Origin of the sequence: Microbispora oryzae, assembly GCF_017896165.1 — a bacterium.
GTDB classification, from domain to species: Bacteria; Actinomycetota; Actinomycetes; order Streptosporangiales; family Streptosporangiaceae; genus Microbispora; species Microbispora oryzae.
The window spans coordinates 309,326-325,775 of the sequence record NZ_JAFCNB010000003.1 but is presented as its reverse complement, the minus strand read 5'-3'; the positions used below and the strand labels follow the sequence as shown (position 1 = coordinate 325,775).

The 16,450-nt window shown below is 72.2% G+C and carries 14 protein-coding genes; 5 read left to right on the top strand and 9 right to left on the bottom strand.

Annotated features, from left to right (window positions below):
- Positions 1 to 11: 11 nt before the first annotated feature.
- From JOL79_RS08015 to JOL79_RS07975, 9 genes are all read right to left on the bottom strand, one after another.
- The gene (locus JOL79_RS08015) at positions 12 to 1,277 is read right to left on the bottom strand and encodes a beta-ketoacyl-[acyl-carrier-protein] synthase family protein (protein ID WP_210155035.1); all 1,266 of its coding nucleotides are present in this window, start codon (positions 1,275 to 1,277) and stop codon (positions 12 to 14) included.
- Positions 1,270 to 3,387 (bottom strand): oxidoreductase, encoded by a 2,118-nt coding sequence (locus JOL79_RS08010; RefSeq protein ID WP_210155034.1) that lies wholly within the window; start codon positions 3,385 to 3,387, stop codon positions 1,270 to 1,272. The genes JOL79_RS08015 and JOL79_RS08010 overlap by 8 nt, the downstream gene beginning before the upstream one ends.
- The gene (locus tag JOL79_RS08005) at positions 3,380 to 4,183 is read right to left on the bottom strand and encodes an SDR family oxidoreductase (protein ID WP_210155033.1); all 804 of its coding nucleotides are present in this window, start codon (positions 4,181 to 4,183) and stop codon (positions 3,380 to 3,382) included. Before JOL79_RS08005 ends, JOL79_RS08010 begins: the two co-directional genes overlap by 8 nt.
- On the bottom strand, positions 4,180 to 5,325 hold the full coding sequence (locus tag JOL79_RS08000) for an acyl-CoA dehydrogenase family protein (protein WP_210155032.1): 1,146 nt from the start codon (positions 5,323 to 5,325) through the stop codon (positions 4,180 to 4,182). Before JOL79_RS08000 ends, JOL79_RS08005 begins: the two co-directional genes overlap by 4 nt.
- Positions 5,325 to 8,351, bottom strand: a complete 3,027-nt coding sequence (locus JOL79_RS07995) for a carboxyvinyltransferase (protein WP_210155031.1) — start codon at positions 8,349 to 8,351, stop codon at positions 5,325 to 5,327. Before JOL79_RS07995 ends, JOL79_RS08000 begins: the two co-directional genes overlap by 1 nt.
- Before the next feature lie 108 nt (positions 8,352 to 8,459).
- Positions 8,460 to 9,329: an SDR family oxidoreductase gene (locus JOL79_RS07990; protein WP_210155030.1), complete on the bottom strand. Its 870-nt coding sequence runs from the start codon at positions 9,327 to 9,329 to the stop codon at positions 8,460 to 8,462.
- Positions 9,330 to 9,495: 166 nt separating this feature from the next.
- A complete protein-coding gene (locus tag JOL79_RS07985; protein ID WP_210155029.1) occupies positions 9,496 to 9,753 on the bottom strand; it encodes an acyl carrier protein in 258 nt (85 codons plus the stop codon).
- Positions 9,754 to 9,770: 17 nt separating this feature from the next.
- Entirely contained in the window at positions 9,771 to 10,910 is a 1,140-nt protein-coding gene (locus tag JOL79_RS07980) for a radical SAM family protein (protein ID WP_210155028.1), read from the bottom strand.
- Positions 10,911 to 10,914: 4 nt separating this feature from the next.
- Positions 10,915 to 11,613 carry a Phenylacetic acid catabolic protein gene (locus JOL79_RS07975; RefSeq protein WP_210155027.1) on the bottom strand — a complete coding sequence of 233 codons (699 nt, stop codon included), beginning with the start codon at positions 11,611 to 11,613 and terminating at the stop codon, positions 10,915 to 10,917.
- Positions 11,614 to 12,342: 729 nt separating this feature from the next.
- On the opposite strand from JOL79_RS07975, the gene JOL79_RS07970 reads away from it, so the two are divergent.
- The 5 genes from JOL79_RS07970 to JOL79_RS07950 all read left to right on the top strand — a co-directional run bounded on the left by JOL79_RS07970 (position 12,343) and on the right by JOL79_RS07950 (position 16,411).
- Positions 12,343 to 13,587, top strand: a complete 1,245-nt coding sequence (locus JOL79_RS07970; RefSeq protein ID WP_210155026.1) for a cytochrome P450 — start codon at positions 12,343 to 12,345, stop codon at positions 13,585 to 13,587.
- A gap of 47 nt (positions 13,588 to 13,634) precedes the next feature.
- On the top strand, positions 13,635 to 15,008 hold the full coding sequence (locus JOL79_RS07965) for a condensation domain-containing protein (RefSeq protein ID WP_210155025.1): 1,374 nt from the start codon (positions 13,635 to 13,637) through the stop codon (positions 15,006 to 15,008).
- Positions 15,009 to 15,103: 95 nt separating this feature from the next.
- A complete protein-coding gene (locus JOL79_RS07960) occupies positions 15,104 to 15,505 on the top strand; it encodes a hypothetical protein (RefSeq protein ID WP_210155024.1) in 402 nt (133 codons plus the stop codon).
- Positions 15,506 to 15,668: 163 nt separating this feature from the next.
- Positions 15,669 to 16,079: a hypothetical protein gene (locus JOL79_RS07955; RefSeq protein ID WP_210155023.1), complete on the top strand. Its 411-nt coding sequence runs from the start codon at positions 15,669 to 15,671 to the stop codon at positions 16,077 to 16,079.
- Positions 16,079 to 16,411, top strand: coding sequence for a hypothetical protein (locus tag JOL79_RS07950; protein ID WP_210155022.1), 333 nt, complete (start codon positions 16,079 to 16,081; stop codon positions 16,409 to 16,411). The genes JOL79_RS07955 and JOL79_RS07950 overlap by 1 nt, the downstream gene beginning before the upstream one ends.
- Positions 16,412 to 16,450: the final 39 nt, after the last annotated feature.

Here is a 16,450-nt window from a genome sequence, read left to right as displayed (position 1 = left end):
CAATCGCCGGCTCAATCGGATCCGTCCGCGGCGGTGAACACCGCCACACAATTCTGCCCGCCGAACCCGAACGCGTTGGTGGACGCGACACGCACCGGCATCCGCCGGGCGTCATGCGGAACATAGTCCAGATCGCATTCCGGATCCGGGATGTTCAGGTTGACGGTGGGCGGCACGACGCCGTCACGAATCGCCATGGCGCACACCATCGCGCCGAGCGAGCCCGCCGCCCCGATCAGGTGGCCGACCATCGACTTCGGGCTGCTGACGGCGACGTGATCGGCGGCCGGGCCGAGGGCTTCGCGGATCGCCCGCGTTTCGGCCCGGTCGTTCGCCGCCGTGGAGGTGCCGTGCGCGCAGACGTAGTCGACGTCGGCGGGCCGCACCCCGGCCCTCTCGTGGGCCTGCCTGATCGCGGCCGCCGCGTGCTCGGCCCCCGGGCCGGGTGCGCTGACGTGGAAAGCGTCGCAGGTCAGCGCCCCACCGGCGACGGTCGCGTACGGGATGACACCGCGCCGTGCGGCGTGCTCCGCGGACTCCAGGACGAGGACCACGGCCCCCTCGCCGAACACGAACCCGTCGCGGTCGGCGGAGAACGGCCTGCTCGCGCCCTCGGGGTCGTCGTTGCGCTCGGACATCGCGCCCATGCTCACCAGGCCGGCGAACATCACGGGGGTGATCGCGGCGTCGGTGCCCCCGCAGACCACCACGTCGGCCTCGCCCGCGAGGATGAGCCTCCGGGCGTCGAGCAGCGCGTACAGGCCGCTCGCGCAGGCAAGGGCGCTGGCGTTGACCGGGCCGTGCGCCCCGAGGTCGATCGCTATCTCACAGGCCGGCATGTTGGTCAGCGACGAGGGGACGAAGTAGCTACTCGGCGCGAGGGGCTCCGGCGCGGTCAGCAGTCCCCGGGTCGCTGCCTCGACCGTGTCGAACCCGGCCACCGCCGCGTTCACCACCACGCCGACCCGCGCGGCGTTGCCGGCGTCGACCTCGAACTTCGCGTCGGCGACCGCCTCGCGCGCCGCCGCGATCGCGAACTGCGAGAAACGCGCGGACCGGCGGATCCGCTTGGCGTCGAGGAAGGCGGCGGGATCGAAGCCCTTCACCTCGGCCGCGATCCTGGTCGGCAGCCCGGCGGCGTCGAACGCGGTGACCGGGCCGACGCCGGACCGCCCGGCGAGGAGGTTGCGCCAGGTGACGTCCCGGCCGACGCCGACCGGCGTGACGGCGCCGATGCCGGTGATCACGACGTCGCGGCTCGGGTGTCTGTCAGCCATCGGCCGGCCCTCCCACACTCGCGGGACCGGCGCCGCCTCGCGCCCCGGGTCCCTCCTCATCGATCCCGTCCACGATCTCCCCCGCGATCTCGGTCGCGGCCTCCTCCGCGGCGGCGAACCCCTCGGCGAAGGCCCGTACGGCGTCCAGCCCGCCGGCGTCGCGCGCGCCGCCGGCGACGCGGTGCCACACCCCGGCCCGCCGGACGAGGGCGGGGACGACGTCGTCGGCGATCTGACCGGCGGCGATCACGACGGTGTCCGCCTCGATCACACGGTCACCGCCCTCCGCGCCGGAGACATCGGCGCCGCAGATGTGCACGCCCTCAGGCGAGATCCGCCGGCACCGGATGGCGGGCACGACCCGCACGCCCTGGCGGCGCAGCTCGGCGAGCACCGCCCAGCGGGTCGACCGGCCCACGCGTCCGGCGAGCCGCGCGCCGCGGTGCAGCACGGTGACCGGGACGCGCCCGGTGACCGGCACCGCGCCCGCCGCCAGGCCGTGCTCCCGCAGGAATCGTTCGGCGTCGCCGAGGGGGCTGTCGCCGCGGCTCGCCAGATGGGCGAGGTCGGCCGCGACGCCGCCGCCGCCGATGATCACGACGCGTCCTTTCATGGCCCCGTCGGCGAACGCCTCGGGGTAGGTCAGCACGTTGGGCAGATCGGCGCCGGGGATGTCCACCCGCCGCGGCCGCACCCCGGTGGCGACGATCGCCCCGTCGTACGAGCGCAGCAGATCGAGGTCGGCGGGCCCGATCGCCCGGCCGAGGTGGACGCGCACACCGTGGCGGGCCAGCTCGGCGGCGAAGTAGGCGACGGTCTCGCCGTAGTCGGACTTGCCGGGCACCCGGGCGGCCAGGCGGAACTGGCCGCCGAGCGCGTCGCCCGCCTCGTACAGGTCCACGCGGTGGCCGCGGACCGCCAGCCGCTGCGCGGCCTGCAGGCCGGCCGGCCCGCCCCCGACGACCGCGACGCGGCGCGGCGCGGCGGTCCGTACGGCACGCGTGGCGCGCTCCCGCCCCGCGCGGGGGTTCACCAGGCACGACACCTCGCGGTCGGCGAGCGAGCGGTCGACGCAGGCCTGGTTGCACCCGATGCAGACGTTGACCGCGCCGCCGCCACGGGCCTTCGCGACGATCCGCGGGTCCGCGAGGAACGGCCGCGCCATGGAGACGAAGTCGAGGGAGGTGGACGCGAGGATCTCGGCGGCCTGCCCGATCCGGGTCACCCGGTTTCCGGCGATCACCGGCAGCTCGCCGACCGCCGCCTTCACCCCCTCGGCGTACCGCACCCACGTCCCCGGCGGCACGACGGCCTGGACGGTGGGCACCGCGGACTCGTGCCAGCCGACGCCGACGTTCAGCGCGTCGGCTCCCGCGGCGGCCAGGGCCCGGGCGAACGCGAGGGCCTCGTCCCAGCCGGTGCCGCCCTCCATGAGGTCGAGGCCGGAGAACCGGACGATGACCGGGTAGCCGGGCCCGGCCGCCGCCCGGACCGCCCGCGTCACCTCCGCGCCGAACCGCCCGCGCCGCCCGGCGTCTCCGCCCCAGGCGTCGTCGCGGAGGTTGGTCAGCGGGGAGAGGAACTGGTCGATCAGGTACCCCTCCGAGCCCATGATCTCCACCGCGTCGAACCCGAGGTCGCGGGCGTACTCGGCTCCCCTGGCGAAGTCGCCGACGGTGTCGGCGATCTGCGCCGAGGTCAGGGCGACCGGCTCGCAGCGGGAGAACCGGCTGTAGACGGCGGACGGCGCGACCGGCGGCCGGCCGGACGCCGAGGGCGGCGCGTACCGGCCGGCGTGGAAGAGCTGCAGCGCGACCAGCCCGCCGGCGGCGTGCGCCTCCTCCGCGACCCGCCGCAGCCGGGACCGGTACCCGGCGTCGGTCAGGACCCCGTATCCGGGGCCGCCCGCGCCGGCCGCGTTCACCGCCGCTCCGCCGGTGACCATGAGCCCGGCGCCGCCTCTGGCCCGTTCCGCGTAGAACGCGGCCAGGCTCGCGCCCTCGTCGTCGCGCGACTCCAGGCCCAGGTGCATGGCGCCCATGACGATCCGGTGCGGGAGCTCCAGACCGCCGATCCGGCCGGCGGCGAAGACGCGGCCGAGGTCAGCCATGCCACGCCAGCGGCGGCGTCAGGTCCTCGGCGAACGGCGGCGCGACCACCGACAGGCCGCCGTCGACGACGATCGTCTGCCCCGTGACGTACTCCGAGGCGGGCGACAGCAGGAACGCGACCACGTCGGCGACCTCCTGGACGGTCCCCATCCGGGCCTTGGGGATCTTCGGCAGCACCCGCGACAGCGGCGCCATGCCGGGGACGTCGTAGAAGAAGGCCGAGGAGTCCGACTCGATGATGCCGCCGTTCACCGCGTTGACGTTGACGCCCTTGTGCGCGAACTCCACCGCCATGTACCGCACCCACGCCTCGATGGCCGCCTTGGCGGCCCCCAGGTTGGCGTAGGTGGGATAGGCCCGGATGCTGCCGTAGCTGGACAGGGCGACGATCCGGCCGCCGTCCGTCATCAGGCGCACGGCGTGCTGGGCGCCGAGCACGAAGGCCCGCACGTTCATCGCGTACGAGCGGTCCAGGTGGTGCCGCCGCAGATCCTCGATGTTCTTGAACGAACTGGCCGCCGCGTTGCAGACGAAGAAGTCGACCCGGCCGAAGGCGTCGCCCACGGCCTCGAACAGCGCGTCGATCTCCTCCGGCTGCTCGACGTCGGCCCGTACGGCGATCGCCGTGCCACCGGCCTGCTCGACGTCCTTGCACGTCCGCTCGGCGAGGTCGGCGTTCTTCTTGTAGTTCACCACGATCGAGGCGCCGCCCGCGGCCAGCGTCAGCGCGAGCGACCGCCCGATGCCGCGCGAACTGCCCGTGATCACCGCGACCTTGCCCTGATATCCCGTCATCGTCCGGCCCCCAGCACGTCCCGCGCGATCACCGTCTTCTGGATCTCGTTGGTGCCCTCCTCGAACCGCTGCGCCCTCGCGTCGCGGTAGACCCGTTCGATCGGGCTCGACTCCCAGTAGCCGATGCCGCCGTGCACCTGCAGCGCCTTGTCGGTGACCCGGGTGAGCATGTCGACCGCGGTCAGCTTCGCCATTGACGACAGCGCCGCCGCCCGCTCGTCGCCCAGCTCCCAGCGGCGCGCCGCGTAGAGGGTGAGCTGGCGGGCGGCCTCCAGGTCGGCCGCGTTCTCGGCGAGCGCGAACGCGATCGCCTGCCGCGAGGCCAGCGGCTTGCCGAAGGTGCGCCGGGTCCGGGCGTGCTCGGTGGCGAGCTCCTGGGCCCGCCGGGCGAGCCCGACGCAGGTCATGGCGACCGCGATGCGGCTGGGGGTGAGGAAGCCGCCCAGGGCGACCTCCAGGCCGCGGCCCTCGTCGCCGAGCCGGTTGGCCACCGGCACCGGGGTGCGGTCGAAGAGCAGCCGGGCGTGGTCGGTGCCGCGAACGCCCATGGTGCCGGGCATGGCCTCCACGGTGACGCCGGGCGCGTGCCGGTCCACCAGGAGGGCGACCGTGCCGTCCCGCCCCGCGGTGCCCTCCAGGCGGGCGAACAGCAGCCAGTAGTCGCAGCTCACCCCGAAGGTGATCAGGTGCTTCTCCCCGGACAGGAGGTAGGTGTCCCCTTCGCGGGTCACGCTGCTGCGCAGGTCGGCCCCGGTGCCCGCGGTCGGCTCCGTCAGCGTGAACGCGACCCTGATGTCACCGGCGACCTGGGGCAGCACGAACTTCTTGCGCTGCTCGTCGGTGGCGAACCGGTCCATGGACCGCCACACGCCGTTGCACACGTGCACGATCATCCGTACCGAGGCGTGCGACATCGAGACCAGTTCGAGGACCTCGAGGTAGCGGGAGAACGGGATGCCCCGTCCGCCGTACTCCTGCGGCGCGGCCAGCCGCAGGTAGCCGCGGTCGCGCAGGTCCTCCCACAGCCGTTCGGGCACCGCGCGGGTGCGCTCGATCTCCGCCGCGTACTTCTCACCGGGGCCGCGGACGAACGCCTCGACCTCCTCGAGCAATGCCCCTAACTGCGCCTCGTCGGCCGTCATCACCCTCGTCCCTCGCTGTCGATCGATCGCCGTACCCACTCGCGGAGCACGAACTTCTGCACCTTGCCTGCCGGGTTGCGGGGCAGCCGGTCGACGACCTCCAGCCGCTCCGGCCAGTAGTGCTTGGCCACCCGGCGGGCATCGAGGAAGCCGCGTACCTCCGTCAGGTCGATCGGCCCCGCCGCCACCACGTACGCGCACGCGCGCTCGCCCAGCCGGTCGTCGGGCATGGCGACGATCGCGACGTCCGCGACGGCGGGGTGGGTGTGCAGCAGCTGCTCGATCTCCGCGACCGGCACCTTCTCGCCGCCACGGTTGATCACGTCCTTGACCCGGCCGGTGATCCGGACGAACCCCGCCTGGTCGATCACCGCGAGGTCGCCGCTGCGGTACCAGCCGTCGGGGGTGATCGCGGCCTCGGTCCACTCCGGATGGTCCAGGTAGCCCTCGAAGAGGCACCTGCTGGTGATCTCGAAGTTGCCCTCCTGGTCGGGGCCGAGGACGTTCCCCGCGTCGTCGGTCACCCGGATGCGGACGCCGGTGAGGGCGCGCCCGTCGGTGCCCCAAACCAGTCCCGGCTCGTCGCCGGGCGCGGCCAGGGTGCCGAGGCCGGTCTCGGTGGTGCCCCATGCGCCGCACACCGCGGCACCCAGCGTGCGGGTCGCCCGCTCCGCGAGCGCGCGCGGCACGGCCGTCCCGGTGGCCACGAAGACGCGCAGCGACTCGGGTGTCAGGCCCGTCTCCTCGACGGCGTTCAGCAGGTCCGACAGGAACGGCGTGGCCGCCTGGACGAAGGTGCAGCCCCATCGGCGCAGCGCGCCGAGCGCGGCGCGGCCGTCCCACACCGGCTGCACGACGTGCGGCACGCCGAGCGTCAGGGCCAGCCACATGCCATAGAGGAACCCGGTCTGGTGGGCCATCGGAGACGGAACGAAGATCCGGTCGCCGGGGGTGAGGCCCAGGTGCCGCACCTCCATCGCCGCGGCCCTGGTCAGCACGTCCATCCGGTGCAGCACGCCCTTGGGCTCCCCCGAGGTGCCCGAGGTGAACAGCAGCTGGGCGAGGGCGCCCGGCTCCGGCCGGCGCGCGTCGAGGGCGGAGCGGTCCACCGGCTGCCCGGCCACCGCCTCCTCGAAGCGGTGCCAGCGCGCCCTCGCGTCACCCGGCGCCTCCGGCGGAAGCGCCCGGTCGCCGCCGACCACGAGGACGTGCTCGACCGGCGGGGCGTCCGGCCCGGCGAGCAGCCCGGCCAGCTCGGCGGCGTGCTCACGCCCGCGGAACCGGTCGGGCACGACGACCACCCGCGCGCGGGAACGGCCCAGCATGAAGGCCATCTCGCGTTCGCGGAAGATCGGCATGAGCGGGCAGGCGATCGCGCCGATCCGGGCCGCCGCCACCGAAAGCACGGTGAACTCCGTCCAGTTCGGCAGCTGCCAGGCCACCGGCTCGCCGGGCGCGACGCCCAGCCGGAGCAGCAGCGACGCGGCGGCGTCCGCGCGCTCGTCGAGCTCTCTCCAGGTGACGACCTGTTCGGGGCGGCCCGGCGAGGCCACCTCGACCATCGCCGTGTCGTCCGGCCGCCGCCGCGCCCAGCGGCGCACGTACGCGCCGAGCGTGGTGGCCGCCAGCCTGCCCGGCTCGATCGCCGGGGCCGTGCCGGCGGGACGCGCCGTGCCCGCCGTGCCCGCCGCATCGGCCCTGTCCGTCCCGCGTCGTGCGGGCCGGACCGTCGTCTCCACCGACATGGACATGCCGATCGAGTTCATCTCGTCGAGGAAGCGCGGATACGAGATCTGGTAGGCGTTCGGGTAGGTCAGCCGGCTCTCGCCGTCGGCACGCGAGGCGGCGACCGCCAGCGCCATCAGCACCCGGTGGTCGTTGAAGGACGACAGGTCGGCGGGGGCGAAGTCGCCGGCGCCGTGGCAGAGCAGCCGCTCCCCGCGCAGCTCCAGCCGCGCGCCCATGCGGTTGAGCTGCAGCATCGCGGAGACCCTGTCGGACTCCTTGAGCCGCACGTGCGCGACGTTGTCCAGGACGGACGTCCCGCCGGCCTGGCTCGCGAGCACGCTCAGCACCGGCAGCATGTCCGGGACCACGCGGCAGTCGACCGACACCGGGGACAGCCGCAGGCCGTCGTGGCGCACCCGGACGAAGCCGGTGGCGGGATCGGGGTCGAGCGGCACGCCCATCCCGGCCAGGACGGTCAGCAGGTCGGCCTCGGGGTGATCGGTCCGCGCCGCGCCGACCGCGGGCAGACCGCGGAACAGCACGTCAGACGGGTGCAGCGCGGTGGCCGCGAGCCCGAACGCGGCGGCGCCGATGTCCGGTGGAAGGCACACCGTCGCCGGGTGCGGCCGCTGCCCCGGCTCGACGGAGAAGCTGCGGCCGTCCGCGCCGACGTCCACGACCAGGCCGAAACGCCGCATCATCGCGATGGTGAGGTCGACGTACGAACGCTCGTTGAACGGGCCGGTGACCTCGATGAGGCTGGGGCCGGACGCGAACGGCGCGACGAGCAGCAGGCCCGAGATCCACTGCGACAGGGCGCCGGGGATGGCGACCCTGCCTCCGGCCGGACGGTGCGGGACGACCGAGATGGGCGGGCTGCCGGTGGGCGCGTCGAGGCGCACACCCAGTGCGGCGAGCGCCTCGAGCAGCGGCCGGATCGGCCTGCGCTGGAAGTACTTCTGCCCCACGATCGTGACGGGCGCGGCCGCCAGGGAGACCAGCGGCGTCAGGAAGTAGAGAGTGGTGCCGGAACTGCCGACCGTCACCCGCTCGCGCACCGGGCGGTACTGCCCGCCCTCCACCACGAACGTGTCCCCGTCGACCTCGATGGACGTGCCGAGCTGCCGGAGCGCCCGGATGGTGTGCCGGACGTGGCCCGCCTCCGAAAGGCCGTGGATGCGGCTGGTCCCCGGCGCGAGCGAGGCGAGGATCAGGGCCCGGTGAGCGTGATATTTGGAGACCGGAATGTCGAGTGTCCCGGTGAGCGGTCCGACCGGACCCTTGACCAGGAGACGCACGCAGTGCTCCTTCCGTCCGTCACGGCAGTCGCCACGACGAGAGATGTCCCGGGCACGCTCGGTGCCGGGGCCGGGTGCCGAGACCGCGGCGCCGGGTCACGGCGCCGGTCACGGCGCGACGGGCATGGTGGGGGCCGCTCCGCGGGCGACATCCGGGGTGCCGCCGGGGGTGACGGGCGCGGCCGGGCGGCCGGCCCCGACCCCTCCGGTGACCGCGTGCATGCCGCCGTCGGCGTGCAGCACCTGGCCGGTGGTGTATCTCGCGAGGTCGGACAGGAGGAACAGCACCGAGCCGACCACGCGCGCCGGATCGGTGCGGTCCCACCCGAGGGGTGCCCACCGCTCGTAGTAGTCCGCGAGGTCGCCGAAGGAGGCCACCCCGCGCGCGGACACGGTCTCCACGGGTCCCGCGGCCACCAGGTTCGCCCGGATGCCGGAGGGGCCCAGATAGAGGGCCAGGTACTGGCAGATGGACTCCATCGCGGTCTTGAACACGCCCATCCAGTCGTAGCCCGGCAGGGCCCGGCCGGTGTCGACGGTCATCCCGACGATCGACCCGCCGTGCTCGGCGCGGGCCAGCGCGGGCGCGACCGCGTACGCGAGTTGCTGGAGGGAGTACGCGGAGGTGCGGAAACCCTGGAGGGCGCTGTCGGCCGGGGTGCTGAGGAACGCCGAGCCCAGCGCGTCGGACGGCGCGTAGGCGACGCTGTGCAGCACGCCGTCGATCCGGTCCCACCCCCCGACCTCCTCGGCCAGGGCCCGGAAACCCGCGTCGTCGGTCACGTCGAGTTCGAGGACGTCCGCCGCGGACGGCAGCAGACCGGCCGCCTTGCGGGTGATGCGCAGGGCGCGCCCGAACGACGTCAGCACGACGTCGGCGCCCTCCCGCTGCAGCGCCGCCGCGACATGCCAGGCGATGGACTCGTCGTTGAGCACACCGGTGATGAGGTACTTCCTGCCCGTGAACAGTCCGAACACCTGATGACTCCCGTCGCGGCCGGGCCGCGCCCGGTCCCCCCGCCGCGGCCCGGCCGCGGCCTCCGGGGACGACCTCGAACGCGGCCTCCTCCCCCTGTCTCACCCGGGTCCCTGGGTCACCCAGGTCTCACCCAGGCGGTCCGCCGCGCGCGGCGAACCCCATCGATCACGCGGAGGCCGCCGGCCTCTCCCGTACGACGCGCTCGGCCAGCTGCCCCAGGGTGATGCCGACGAGGTCCCGGCGCGGGATCTCGACCCCGTAGTCACGCTTGATCGAGGTCATCAGGTCGGCGACGTCGAGCGAGTCGATGTCGAGCTCGTCGAACCTCGCGTCCGCGGTGATCGAGTCCTCCTCCACACCGAGGTCGAGCAGCTCCTTCTTGATGAACTCCTGGATGGTGGACTCCACGGCTTCCTGCGACATGTCTGCGTTCCCTTCGGCTAGACGGCGGATGCGGACGTGGGACGGCGGGCGAAGTTCGGCGAATGGCGCTGCGACCAGTACCACTGCCGCCAGTAGGCCTCGGCGAGGTCGACCCACGTCTCCAACCGGCCGGCGTCGTCGAGGAACCGGTTGAGGCTGACGACCAGCCAGGTGTAGACGGCCTGACTGTCGCGGCAGCCGCCGCAGTCCCCCGAGGTGCAGCAGAACTGCAGGGTCCGGTAGTCGGCGCCGTAGACGGCGAACCCGTCGATGACCGGCTGGCCGCTGGCCACCCGCTCGGCGTGCTCGGGAAGCTCGACGCTGATGCTCGGGCAGACGTCGTATCCGAACTGGCCGCCCCAGTGGGTGCGCCCGGTGATCAGTGTCTCGATGTAGTAGGGGTGGCTCACCACCGTCTCCGGGAACAGCTCCTTCACCCGGAGCGCCTCGGCCAGGGTCCGCTTCTCGTTCTCGATCCGCAGCGGGTGGTCGGTGCCGTGCGCGCTGTAGAAGTTGAAGGTGACCTGGTTTCCATTGTCCTGGATGGCCCGAACCGTCGACTCGACGTACTGCAGGCCCTCCTCCGACAGGGCGTAGACGAAGGTGACCCGGGGATCGTCGCGGTAGTGGTTCAGGGCCTTCTCGAAGAGGCCGGTGAACGTCGACCCGTTGGGCCGGTGCGCGCGCAGGTCGTCGTCGAGCGGCCCGCCGCCGAAGAGGCTGATCGCGACCGCGACGTTCTCGAAGCCCTCACGGGGCAGGGGCCGCAGCCCGTTGGTCGAGATCGTGATGTACGGGAGCCGCTCGACGAACGGGATGACCCGGTTGAGCACCAGGGTCGGCTCGCCGCCGATGAGCGTCGCCTGGGTCACCCCGTCGGCGTCCAGCTTCTCGGCGAAGGCCCGGATCAGTCCCAGGTCGGACGTCTCGGGGACCGCGGCGTCGAAACCGCCCTCGAAGTACCAGCATCCCTTGCAGCGGATGTTGCAGGTGGTGGTCAGGTGGACCTCGCAGGCGCGGACCCGGCGGCCCATGTCCCGGATGGTCTGCAGGCGCCCGGCGAGGTCGGGGCGCTCGGCGAGCAGCGCGCGCAGCCGGGCCTTCGACTCGCGTCGTCCCGGTACGGGCGGATTGATATGGACCGGAATCGCCGTCATCTGATCAGGCCGCCTCAGTGCCGGGCACGCGCAGTCCCAGCTCCACGATGCGGCGCGACACGATGGCGACCCACTGGTCGCGGGCCTCGGCGTTGGTGGTCTTGCGCAGGCCGTACCGGACCGCCAGGTCCGCCCGCCTGGAGTTCGGGTTGCCGAAGACGCCGATGAAGGTGGGCCACAGCCGGTCGACGGCCGCCTGCAGCTGCTCGCGCCCCTCCTCGGTCACGGCGAGGTTCCGGCACACGCGGGCGCCGTGGGCGATGTGGATCTTCTCGTCGAGGATGATGGTGCGGACGGCGTCCGCCCACGGCTTGTAGCTGCTCTCCGCGAACTCGCGGATCATCAGCAGCGCCGCCTCCTCGCCGATGTAGGAGAAGACGCCGCGCTCCGCCCACGTGGTGCACGTGTGCAGTCCCTGGTCCGCGAACAGGTTGCGGTCGTCGAGCGACTGCGTCTCCATGTAGGTGGTGTCGACGCCGAGGTCGGCCAGCACCTTCTTGCCGATCTTGTAGTGGTCGTACTCCTCGGCGGCGCGCTCGGCGCACACCTGACGCTCCTCCGCGTTCGGCGCCATCGGGAGGAACATCATCGTGTAGTCGTCGCCGCCGGACAGCTCGCCCTCGGTGTTGATCATTATTTGACTGATGAGTAACTTCTGGTAGTCGGCGGGCGCCCGGTGAAATTCCTCTGGTGTTCGCACCACGAATGCTTCGTCATCGAGAACCGCGACTTTCTGGGCCACCGTCACGCCACCCTCCAATACCGGGCTGGGCCTACTGTTTCTCCAGGTACACGCACGTGAATATCGCGGAGATCGCGCCAGGCTCCGGCGCTCCGAACGTCCCCCGTCCCTGGCGGAAGCTATCAACAAGTCAAGGCCCAAAACAAGGGCGGGGTTACGACGGTGTGGCCTCCCCGTGAATGACGGGCCCTCCCCCATTCTCGTTTCCGCTGCTGAGAGGCGGTCCGCCGGGAGATTTCCACACCACCGAGCCCTGATATAACACTAAAGTAGTATGAGCCTCCGACCTGCGGGTTCATCGAAAATGACGGCCACTCGAACGGCCAGGCAGCGGGCGCGAATTTTGGTCCCTACAGATCCGCGAGAGTCCCCATGACGCTAATCGGGTACGGTCGGTGACGATCCCGATACAGGAACATGACCACACCGAAGCCACCCCGTCATGCGTGTCGTAAACAGCCCATCGGGAATGCCGGCGGACCAGAATTCGCCACTCCGATCCGCCGACCGAAACGTGCGGGACACGGCATGGGCGAACGGATCCGGGCGACCGATAAATGAGCGCTCCACGGCCGATTACCGGTGAGACGTACTGTGGTTTACTGAATCGGCGGACTCCGCGGCCGGAATGGCCGGCCCCCCGGGTCGCCGGCCGGTGCGCAGGCCTATTCGCGTTCGGAGGGCAGGGCAATGACCACGACACCGCTGGAGAGCGACTTCGACCCCTTCGCACCGGAGACCATGGCCGATCCGTACCCGGCCCTCGCCGGCCTGCTCCGCTCCGGCGAGCCGGCCTATCTGGAGCACCGCGAGATGTGGGTCGTGACGCGGTACGACGACGTACGGGCGGCCACCAAGGACCACACGCGATTCTCCTCAGCCGACGGCATCGCCTACGACCGTTCGCGGCTGCCGATCCTCTTCGGCGTCGACCCGCCGGACCACACCCGGCTCCGCCGCCTGATCAGCCGGGACTTCACGCCCCGCGCCGTGGAGTCGTGGCGTCCGCTCGTCGAGCGGATCTGCGGCGAGCTCGTCCGCGCGGCCGTCGAGGCCGGGGAGGTCGACCTGGTGCGCGAGGTGCTCGTGCCGCTTCCGGTGCGCGTCATCGCCGCGCTCCTCGGCATTCCGGGCGACGACGTCGCGCAGTTCAAGGCGTGGTCCGAAGGGGTCATCGAGGGGTTCAACGCCAACGCCCGGCTCCGCGTCCACGGGCGGCTCGGGCCGGACGCCACGGAGGAGGCCGCGCACCGCCAGCGGGCCGCCAAGAAGGCGCTCTCGGCCGTCGCGAACATCTCCGTCTACTTCCACACCCTGCTGGAGGAGCGGCGGGCGCAGCCGCGCGGCACCGACCTGATCTCGAAGCTGCTCGCCGCCAACGAGGACAACCTGCGCGACGACGAACTCGTCTGGCTCTGCCTCGCCCTGCTCGTCGGCGGCAACGAGACGACGACGCACCTGCTGGGAAACCTGTGCGTCGCCCTGATGGACCACCCCGGCGAGCACCGGCTCGCCCGCACCGGCCCGGAGCCCATGGCGGCGGCCATCGAGGAGACCCTGCGGTTCGATCCGCCCGTCCAGAGTGTCTTCCGCACGGCGGCCGGCGACATCGAGATCGGCGGCACGCTCATCCCGCGCGGCTCCCGGGTGCAACTGTCGTTCGCCGCGGCGAACCGCGACCCGCGCCGGTGGGACGATCCCGGCCGGTTCTCCATCGAGCGGGCGTCCGACGGACACCTGTCGTTCGGCAGCGGGATCCACTTCTGCGTCGGCGCCCCGCTGGTCCGGCTGGAGGCGGCGACGTTCCTTCGGCAGCTCTTCGAGAGCACCGACGCCATGGCGCTCAACGGCGAGCCGGAAAGGATCAAGAGCCCGACGTTCCGCGGATTCGCGCGGCTGCCGATGCGGCTCACGCCGTCCGCGCGCGCGTCGTAGGTCGTCAGTGGCCCCGCCGGGCCGACGTACGGAGAGAGGCCGGCAATTTGACCAACCAGGCACCGTCGCCGATCGCCCCGACGGCCCTGCCGCTGTCGCTGCAGCACACGGAGAACATGCCGGCGGGGTTCGCCGCGTCGACCAACGTGCCGATCGTCGCCGCCCGGTTCGGTGACGGACTGTGCCCCGATCGGCTGGCGCGCGCCTTCGCGTCCGTGGTCGCCCGGCACGAGGCCCTCCGCCTGCGATTCGTCTCCGGGCCCGGCGGCCCGGCCGGCCAGGTCATCGCCGCCGCCGGCGCCGTCGTCCGTGACTCTCTCCCGGGTGTTACCGACGACGCCGAGGTGACGGCCGAGTTCGAACGGATCCTGCGCGACCCGATGGATCTGGCCTCGGACGGCCCGGTGATCTCCAGGATCTACCGGCTCGGCGACGGCGGCCACGCGGCGCTGTTCGCGGTGAGCCACGTGGCCGCGGACGGCTGGTCCGCCGGTGTGCTGCGGCGCGACATCTCCCGGCTCTACCTGCGACCGCCGGACGGAGCGCTGCCCGCCCTGGAGGAGGACTACTACAGCCGCCACATGCCGGCCCAGCGCCGACCCGGCGAGACACTCACCGCGCGTCAGGCCGGCTTCTTCCGGTCGTCGCTGCGAGGAGTGCCCGCGCTGCCGGCGCGCCGGGGGCCGGACACCTCGCCCGTCCCGGCGTACCGGTACGCGGGGCGGCGGCTGGCGGACGCGGACGCTTCGGCCGTGTTCGACCTGGCGCGACGGTTGCGCACCACACCCGCCAAGATCCTCATGGCGGCCGCGTTCCTCGCGCTGCGCGACTACTTCGGCCGCGATTCCTTCGGCGTCCTGGACGTCGGCGCCGCGCGGAGCCGGGGCCAGGCCGACTGGGTCGGCCTGCTGTCCAAGGGCGTTCCCGTGCCCGTCCGCGCGCGGGACGACATGACGGCCGGAGGGTTCGTCGCGGACGTCCACCGGCAGTCACTGCAGGCGCTGCACATGATCAACGAGCCGTACACCCTCAAGCGGGTCCTCACCCTCCTCCACGGCACGGGCGAGTCGGACATGGCGAGCGCCCTCTACCGGCGGTTCTGGACGGACGAGGCGCCGTCCTCCCATTCGGTCATGTTCAACTGCCTCACCGTCCCGCCCGCACCGGCGGCGCCCTTCGGGCCGGACGTGGCGGTCCGCCCGCTTTTCCCGCGGGTTCCGCAGGCGCCGCAGAAGAGCAGGATCTCCGACCTGGACGTGCTCCCCGTCATCGAGGGCACGTCCATCACCGTCGCCGTCGCCGCGCACCCCGGCGTTCACGACGCGGCGGACGTGGAACGCGTCCTGTCGTCGTTCGAGCGCGTTTTGATCCGCTGGGCCCGCGACTGGGACGGGGACGCGCCCCTCTCCCGCTTCCGGTGACGCCCGCGTTTGGTTCCCTTCATGGTGACTTCCGCGTTTGGCGCCGCGGGACGGCCGCCGGGCATGGCAGCCGTCCGATCGGGAACTCCCTGGTCATGACCGAAGAAACGCACCAGTGGCGGGGCCGCCGCCCGGACGGGCTCGACGACACCACGGTCGAGGCCCTCAACCTGCTGTCCGACGCGCTGGGGATGGCGGTGCGCGCCCGCGGCCACCTCTACAGCTTCCATCAGCTCACCGGCGGCGCGCACGAGCGGCTCGCGGAGGCCGTGGAGCTGCTGCGGAACGCCGGCCACCACGAGCAGGCGGAGACGCTGTCGAAGGAACTGCTCGGCCTGGACGTCCTCCCGGGCAGATGGACGTTCCAGGTCGTCGAGGAGTACGACGACGGCTACTACGCGGCATTCACGGCGATGGAGAAGCGCCTGCGCGACGACCTGGCGGGGGGCCGGCGCAACATCCAGGAGTCGGAGCTGAAGGAGAGCCAGCAGAGCTGAGCGCTCGAAACGCCCGGGGGTGGCGCCGAGCCGAAGGCGCGCCCCCGGGCGGACAAATGTCATCCTCCCAGGGGAGCACGTCTTTACCCCCGTGGAGGAAGTCTGTCCACAGGCCCAATCGCGATTTGACTACCGCATGTAATCGGCTGATAGCTTCCCGCGCATGCCTGGCGCCCGACACGACGCGACCAACGAACTGGTCCGCCACCACCCCGAACTCGTCCAGCACCTCCTCCAGACCGTCGGCGGCTTCCCCCTGCCCGACAACGTCCCACTCCACATCCACAGCGGCGAACTCAACGACCGCATCTCCACCAACCGCCACGCCGACACCCTCATCCTCGCCGACCCCCCACACGACCCCCACTACGGCCTGATCTGCGAAATCACCGACCCCGACCAGGCCGTCGCCGACCCCGCCATGGCCACACTGTCAGTGATGCACCACGGCGACCGCAAAGAAGTCGCCGAAGCATTCCTGATCGGCCTCTCCACCCTCGATAACTCAGCGCGATATTATGAATACGCTCACGACATGGCTCCCCACCCGGTCAGACAAACCCTGGAGGAGTGATGACCACCACCAGCTGGCCCGTGTACAGCCCCTTCGCGAAAGAGCACTACGGCAAGGGCAAAGCCGAAGGCCTGGTCGAAGGCGCAGTGAAGGGCAAGGCGGAAGGCCTGGCCGAAGGCAAGGCCGCCGCGATACTGGCCGTACTCGCCGCCCGCGACCTCACCGTCACCCAAGCACAACGAGAGCTGATCGAAAACACCACCGACCACGACCGCCTCGACACCTGGGTCCGCCGCGCCGTAACCGTCCCCTCCACCGACGCGCTCCTCACCCCGGAGCAGGGCCGGTCGCCGTCTCATCCGGGAGCGCCCGACACGGCGGCAGACCGGTGACCGCGGGCCGGCCCTGAGACCCGTTCCCGAACGCCGGGG